Raw genomic sequence first — 6,862 nt, forward strand, 5'->3', positions numbered from 1 at the left:
CCTCTCGAGCGAAGGGTTAGGCCGCACTCGCGAGCCACGCGCCTACATACGCGACACACTAGAGGCTGACACCGCGAAACGGGATGCTGAACCAGTACCGGCGCGCAAGCACAGCCATAGCAAGCAGGTAGACCAAGCCGAGGCTGAGCAAGAAGTACGAGCCAAGCAAGAAGTGGCTCGGTTCGAATGCGAGATAGAGATAGACCAGCCCGAAGAGCATGGCGCCGAAGCTATGACTAGCGTGGAAGCCCTGGCCGGCGCGCCAGATGGTGGTTTGGCGGGTGATGAACGGAGAGACTTCCTTCATTCGCGCAATAAGGTCTGCGTCTCTCGGGTCGAAGCGCTTGCCGCTGAACGTGAATGCAAGGTGCAGAGACCCCAACACGAGGACGATTGCTGCGCTGAGGGCGAAGAGGCCTTGCGATACGTGGACCAAGTGCCCCCCCTGTGCGGCCTAACGTTTGAGCTGAGGCGACCGCCGCGGGTTGGCGCTTGGGCCGCGAGGCGGATGATGCCAGCGAGCGCCTCGCGGCCCAAGTGCCAAGCCGTGGAGGGTCGCCTCGAGCGAAGGGTTAGGCCTCGACTCGGGACGGCGCCTGAGCGTTGCGAGGAGGGAGACGGGCATTTCTCTGCCAGAGGGGCGCAAGACCGGACCAAGCTGGGCCAGACGTTCACTTCTCCTATGGGGGAGGGAGACGCACGCCGGGACAGAGCAAGCGGTCTACTGCGTTCCGCGGACCGACAACGGTGAGCCGCCCGCCGAAGGACGGGCGGCCTCCCCGAGCCGATGGGGTACTCCGGCAAGCTCTTCCAGGGCTGCGCGAGCCGTCCGAAGACGACTGTTCCGTGGCCGCGAAGCGCGAACGCCTTCCGAGACGCGAGAAAGAGGTGGCTCCGGAGCGCGACGGCCGTCCGAGGCGAGCGGTTGTTCGGCTTGGTGGCAAGCGACCGGAATGGCCAGGACAAACCGGAACTGAAGCTGCCGAGAAGCGTGAAGACCACGGTTTGGCAATTCGAGGCCTAACGTTTGAGCTGAGGCGACCGCCGCGGGTTGGCACTTGGGCCGCGAGGCGGATGATGGACCACAACGGCTCGCGGCCCAAGTGCCAAGCCGTGGAGGGTCGCCTCGAGCGAAGGGTTAGGCATCAGCGCTTCTCCGGTAGAAGGCGAATTCCAGACAGCACTCTGATTCGGCCGCGGTCCGAAACTCGGTTGACCTCTTGCGCGACTCGTACCGAAAGCTCAGAAGGCGAGCGCTTGTTGCGTAGACGACAGTCACAAACTGCTGACCAGACTGGGCATGGTCGCCCCAGTACTCCGCCTGTATGTAGTTCGCGCTCGTGCTGTAAAAGGCGCGGCCGATGAACGCGCGACCATGGAACAACTGAGCTTCGGTGCTGCGGCGCATTTCGACGAACTCTTCAAGCAGTGAACGAAGCTCCTGACCTCCCAGGGCACCTTTGAGCTTGTACTCTCCGACAACGACTTCCTCTTCGCCAGAAGCGCTCTCGTAGGTGATGACGTCTGGCGCAGAGACGTCACGCCAAGCGCCAGGAAGGGTGAGGCGGTAAGAGTCAGTCGCGAACTCAACGCCACGCGCTTGAAGAGCCAGGAATGCTAGCAAGACGAAGAGTGCCGATCGAACTGGTAGCGACATGTGGCCTCTGATGCCTAACGTTTGAGCTGAGGGGCGCGCAGCGGTATGGTGCTTGGCCCGCGAGGCGAATGATGACAATGAACGCCTTGCGGGCCAAGTGCCATGCCGGTGCGCGTCCCCTCGAGCGAAGGGTTAGGCGCACTCAGCACGGATGCCGCCGACGAAGCCATCGAAATGCGCGGTCCATCGAGGCGAAGAACTCGGGGCTCGTCTTGAGTGGAGACTGCATTGAGCCGAAGCAAGCATGCTGACAAACATTCAGGTAGTAGATGAACTTGTCGTCAAGGCTGCGATACCCAAATATCGGAACACCTTCAGGACCTTCTGCGCCTGGAGCATCGGCCGACTCCAAGAGGACCGTACAGTCCTCCGTTGGCGCAAGTAGCTCAAATGAGATCCGACACTGAATTGGATAGGGGAATAGTTCTGCTCCCTCGCTTCCGGCAACAGACGTGCAGGTGACGACGGTCTTTTCGTTGAATCCGGCGCCTGTGTATGTGAACGGGAGGACACGCCGCAACTCGGGATGCCCCTGGCTTTCGAACGCAACCCACGGCGTAGCGAGCATCGCGCCTCTGGTCGTGACCGCATCCAGCAGACGAGAATAGAAGCGAACGCTGGATTTTGGCTTGTAGTGCTCACCGCGCGAGAGGATTAAGAGTGGGTACGGATCACGGATCGTTGGAGCCACTTCATCAATGTCATCTGCACCGATATCGAATGCTTCTACGGCATAACCCGCGGCGGCCGCAAGGCGTCCCAACTCACTTGCATACTCCGTTCCATCGGAAAGCAGTAGGCACCTAGTAGGTGATTCGTGCAGTGCTGCTCGAAGAGCGCCCACAATCGCCTGAAGACCATCTGCCCAACGATCTTCAAAGAGCTCAGCCCACTGCAGGCTTCGAAGTGTCTTCCCGGGCCCGATCTGCCAGTCGGGAACGGCGCCGGACAGCACGACGGGAATGAACCAAGCGCGGTCGTGCGGGCGAAGTCGAAGTTGCTGGATGGCTAAATGAAGCTCCTCGTTCATGTAGGTGGAGTGTCGAGCGGAGTACTCGTCCGAGAAGCATGCGAGGAAGAAGTCGCCCTGCTCAATGGCTCGCCTGATCGCGTCTTCCCAGTACACGCCAGGGGCGATGTCATTGCGATCAAGCCACACCCTGATCCCGTGAGATTGCAGCTCGGTTCGTAGTCGCTCGACCTGAGCGGTATTCTCGCGAACGTATGAGATGAAGACCTGCGGCATTCGTGAACTCCGACGGTGCGCGAACTTGCTCTAGGGCGCCTAACGTTTGAGCTGAGGCGACCGCCGCGGGTTGGCGCTTGGGCCGCGAGACGGATGATGAACCACAACGGCTCGCGGCCCAAGTGCCAAGCCGTGGAGGGTCGCCTCGAGCGAAGGGTTAGGCCTCGACTCGCGACCGTGCCTGAGCGTAGCGGGGAGCGAGACTGGTATTGCTCTGCCGGAGGGAAGCTCGACTGGGCCAAGCTGAGGCCTGACGTTCGCCCTTTCCGTGGGCAAGGACGCGACGCGTTGGGATGAGAGAGTTGTTCCCTTCGTCCGGCGAACCCACGACGGTGAGCCGCCCGCCGAAGGACGGGCGGCCTCCCCGAGCCGATGAGGTATACGGGCAAGCTCTTCCGAGGTTGCGCGAGCCGTCCGAAGACGACTGTTCCGTGGCCCCGAAGCGCGAAGACCTTCCGAGGCTCAACAAAGAGGTGACCCCGGAGCGGGGCGATCGTCCGAGCTGAGCGGCTGTTCGGCTTGCCAGCAGGTGACCGAAGCGGAAAAGGCAAATCGGACTTGAAGCTGCTGAGAAGCGCGAGGACCGCGGTTTGGCAATTCGAGGCCTAACGTTTGAGCTGAGGGGCGCGCGCAGGCATGGCGCTTGGCCCGCGCGATGGATGATGGACCACACCGTCGCGCGGGCCAAGTGCCATGCCGGAGCGCGTCCACTCGAGCGAAGGGTTAGGCCTCACTGCTCTGCGCTCGACCGAGCGCAACGTCTAGGATTTCCTTGGCCGACAGTTCCCGCTCGATAGGCCGCCCGAAGTACTCGTCCGGCCAGAAGATCAAATCGCTGAGGCGCTCATCGCCAGTGTTGGCGCGCAGGCACTGAACCCAATACTCGACCTGAAACTCTGATCCCTTCGCCTGGCAGATGAGCTCCAGCATCTCGAGCATCTCAGCTTCCGTTGCGCCAGTTGGCAGTGCGCTCCAGTTGACCAAGACCTTTCGTGCGAAGGTCTCTGGAGCAATGGACCCGAAGGCGCCGAAGACCTGCTGGCGACTGATAACGCGACCGGCAGCCCTGCCCAGTTGCTGGAGTTCAAGTGAGTAGTCTGAACCGGCCTCGTGCAAAGCGTAGATCCGCAGCGAGAGCCGCTGCGCTTCAGGGAGTGCTGGATGCGAAGCAACTGGATCGAAGAAGCAGTCTCTCATGTGGCGGCATTCGAATCGACGAAAACGGGCGTAGTCCTGTGTGAGGCCTAACGTTTGAGCTGAGCGGGCCGACGCCGGGAAGGCGCTTGGCCCGCGCGACGGATGATGACACTGGCCGGCGCGCGGGCCAAGCGACTTGCCGGTGGAGGTCCGCTCGAGCGAAGGGTTAGGCCGCAGCCTCCGGCCTGAAGCCTGAGCCGACGAGGGAAGCTACCGGGGAAAACAGTGGCTGAGGAAGCGCCTGCCAGGCGAACCACTCCCAGCGACCACATTTGTGCGGCTCCAGCACCGCTGGCTGGCCGTTAGGGCAGCTGGCAACCACGAAGAGAGTGATGAAGTGCAGGCCTTCGGCGGTGAACACATTGCTGGTAGAGCCTGCTCGCTGCAGCGGAGTGACGTGGAGCCCGGTTTCCTCCAGCGCCTCGCGGACAGCACAGGACTCTGGCGACTCGCCAAACTCAAGATGCCCACCTGGGAACGCCCAAGTGCCCGCGCCATGAGCTCCTTTGCGGAGCCCCAACAGGACATGGCTGCCGCGCAGGATGACCGCACCGACGCCGACTTGAACGCTACGAGACTGCACGGCGGTTCCTCTGCGGCCTAACGTTTGAGCTGAGGGGCCGGAACCGGGATGGCGCTTGGCCCGCGCGACGGATGATGGACCACAACGGCGCGCGGGCCAAGTGCCATGCCGGTGGAGGTCCCGCTCCAGCGAAGGGTTAGGGCGCACTCTTGGGCTCGGCCGACCAGAAGTACTTGATGTCTTCGAGTTGCCACATGGGCTCGAAGCCGTGTTGGACGGCTACGAAGCCGTGGTGCTCGTAGAACGCCTGGGCAACGAGATTCTTCTTGAAGGTGAACAGCCAGAGGCTCCCACTGGAGTTCTGTTTGGCCCACTGCAACAGGAGACTGCCGATGCCGTGCCGCTGGCAACCGCGCCGAACATACAACTGACTGACTCCCTAGAGGCCGCGATGAAGCCAAGCAGTTGCTGACCCGACAGAGCCAGTTGAACCTTGTTCTGAGGCAGCACCGCCTGAAGGAAGTATTCGGTCTGCTCCGCTAGCGAATGAGGATCTTGGATTCCCACCGCAGCCTCGAAGCTCGACCGCCACATAGGCACCAGCTCGGCAAGCCAAGGCTCGCTGTATGGAACGACTTCGACTTGAGGCGACGTAGCCACCTGTGCGCCCTAACGTTTTAGCTGAGGCGACCGCCACGGGTTGGCGCTTGGGCCGCGAGGCGGATGATGGACCAAACCGCTTCGCGGCCCAAGCGCCAAGCCGTGGAGGGTCGCCTCGAGCGAAGGGTTAGGCGTCTCTCGCGGCACTGCACCGGCTACAAGAACTCGGATGCGTCCTGGGCGTGGGTCGAGTTCATCTGGCTCAGGAACCGGTAGCCGAACAGCGACGACCTTGCGACGATTGGCGTGTTCCATCCGTCCTGAATGACCTCCCACTGAGCCACGTCGGCCTTCAAGTTGGCGATCGTGCGCCGTTCTCGGTGGATTACTCCACGCTCAACCAAGCGTTCTCGAAAGTCGAGCGTCTGAACCAGCACCAAGAAGAGAGCTTTCATCGCGTGCATGGTTGTTCCAAGTGTCGCTGACCTCGCCTGCTCAAAGCGGCTGTGCTTGACGGTGTTGTACGCTGTCCACCATGCCGGGTGGCCATTGGGTCTACGCCAAACGTACCATGGGTAAGAGGCACTTCCGTGAGGCAGGTACCAGACAGGCTTCGAATAGAGCATGTCCGATCTGAACACCGTCCGCAGGTCATTGATGTTCAGATGCGGGGGCGCTGCCGCGTACCTTCTGGCTCGATGCTGCGCGATGTTGGGAATGTTGTTGTATCGCGCGTTGTCCATTGCTGACTTCAGTGAAGTCTCTGTGAGACTGCACGCATCGAGCAGGATCGAAGCTAGCACTGGCGAGTGGACGCGCAGGTGCTCGGTGGCAACTGGAATGGTGCGTGTGAAGTTCTGGAATCGACGTTCCAGTTCCAGGAAGCCTTCAAGCGCTGTGTCGGCATGATCTGCGGCCATGTGAGACGCCTAACGTTTGAGCTGAGCGGACGCCACCGGCAAGGCACCTGGGCCGCGCGGTGCATGATGAACGCAGTGGGCTCCGCGCGGCCCAGGTGCCTTGCCGGTGGAGGTCCGCTCGAGCGAAGGGTTAGGCATCTTCACGCGATCTTGGCCCCGATGGGGTTGGCGTGGATGAGCTCCATGGCGTGTTCGATGGAGTACGCAATGACGATGCCCGTGTTGTACTTGACGGCTAGATCGGTGAGCTGGTCCTTGAGATAGACCTGATCCCAGGCAAACTTGAAACCGGAGACGACAGCAGCGACCTTGTTAGCGGGTCCCTTGTTGTCCACGGCGTACACCACCGGGCCGCCAGAGAAGCCAGGATTGTTGTGGCCATCGAGCAAGAGATACCGTGCCCCGCCCCCAACTAGCTCGATCTGCGAAACGCAGCCTCTTTTCACCAGTGGGATTGGGAACTGCGCGTTGAGCGCGCCGACCTCGGCATGGAGCCCGTAGGGAAAGCCCAAGAAGTAGGCATCTTGACTGAGGTAGATGTGGCGCGTCGTTGGTTCAAGAACATCAGTCGGTGAGATGACTTGCTGAGCGGCAAGGACTGCGATGTCGATGTCCCCGGCGCCAACTCCAACAACTTGACAATCAAGTGCCTTCCACGCCCCGGGCGATGTCCCGGAGTCTGTTGAACGCATGAGCTGAGGTGGCGGCTCCTTCGACCC

The 6,862-nt window shown here is 61.6% G+C and carries 8 protein-coding genes; all 8 read right to left on the reverse strand.

The window, feature by feature from the left end; translation table 11 throughout:
- Nucleotides 1–58: 58 nt before the first annotated feature.
- The gene (locus tag D9C15_RS32230; RefSeq protein ID WP_128003554.1) at nt 59–436 is read right to left on the reverse strand and encodes an LIC_13387 family protein; all 378 of its coding nucleotides are present in this window, start codon (nt 434–436) and stop codon (nt 59–61) included.
- 702 nt (nt 437–1,138) lie between these two features.
- Nucleotides 1,139–1,657: a hypothetical protein gene (locus D9C15_RS32235; protein ID WP_128003555.1), complete on the reverse strand. Its 519-nt coding sequence runs from the start codon at nt 1,655–1,657 to the stop codon at nt 1,139–1,141.
- A gap of 142 nt (nt 1,658–1,799) precedes the next feature.
- Nucleotides 1,800–2,903 carry a toll/interleukin-1 receptor domain-containing protein gene (locus tag D9C15_RS32240; protein WP_128003556.1) on the reverse strand — a complete coding sequence of 368 codons (1,104 nt, stop codon included), beginning with the start codon at nt 2,901–2,903 and terminating at the stop codon, nt 1,800–1,802.
- Between the two features lie 723 nt (nt 2,904–3,626).
- Entirely contained in the window at nt 3,627–4,100 is a 474-nt protein-coding gene (locus D9C15_RS32245) for a bacteriocin immunity protein (RefSeq protein ID WP_128003557.1), read from the reverse strand.
- 166 nt (nt 4,101–4,266) lie between these two features.
- Nucleotides 4,267–4,830, reverse strand: a complete 564-nt coding sequence (locus D9C15_RS32250; protein ID WP_310734544.1) for a nucleotide triphosphate diphosphatase NUDT15 — start codon at nt 4,828–4,830, stop codon at nt 4,267–4,269.
- Nucleotides 4,820–5,050 (reverse strand): GNAT family N-acetyltransferase, encoded by a 231-nt coding sequence (locus D9C15_RS34645; protein ID WP_375138835.1) that lies wholly within the window; start codon nt 5,048–5,050, stop codon nt 4,820–4,822. The genes D9C15_RS32250 and D9C15_RS34645 overlap by 11 nt, the downstream gene beginning before the upstream one ends.
- Before the next feature lie 388 nt (nt 5,051–5,438).
- Nucleotides 5,439–6,143 (reverse strand): hypothetical protein, encoded by a 705-nt coding sequence (locus D9C15_RS32260; RefSeq protein ID WP_128003559.1) that lies wholly within the window; start codon nt 6,141–6,143, stop codon nt 5,439–5,441.
- 140 nt (nt 6,144–6,283) lie between these two features.
- Nucleotides 6,284–6,862 (reverse strand): hypothetical protein (locus D9C15_RS32265; protein WP_205854965.1); only part of this gene is annotated, 579 nt, incomplete at its 5' end.

Source organism: Piscinibacter defluvii (assembly GCF_004011805.1).
GTDB classification, from domain to species: domain Bacteria; phylum Pseudomonadota; class Gammaproteobacteria; order Burkholderiales; family Burkholderiaceae_C; genus Piscinibacter; species Piscinibacter defluvii.

Coding starts and splice junctions, on each gene's coding strand:
- D9C15_RS32235 (WP_128003555.1), bottom strand. CDS start 1,657: ATGTCGCTACCAGTTCGATCGGCACTCTTCGTCTTGCTAGCATTCCTG.
- D9C15_RS32245 (WP_128003557.1), bottom strand. CDS start 4,100: ATGAGAGACTGCTTCTTCGATCCAGTTGCTTCGCATCCAGCACTCCCT.
- D9C15_RS32240 (WP_128003556.1), bottom strand. CDS start 2,903: ATGCCGCAGGTCTTCATCTCATACGTTCGCGAGAATACCGCTCAGGTC.
- D9C15_RS32260 (WP_128003559.1), bottom strand. CDS start 6,143: ATGGCCGCAGATCATGCCGACACAGCGCTTGAAGGCTTCCTGGAACTG.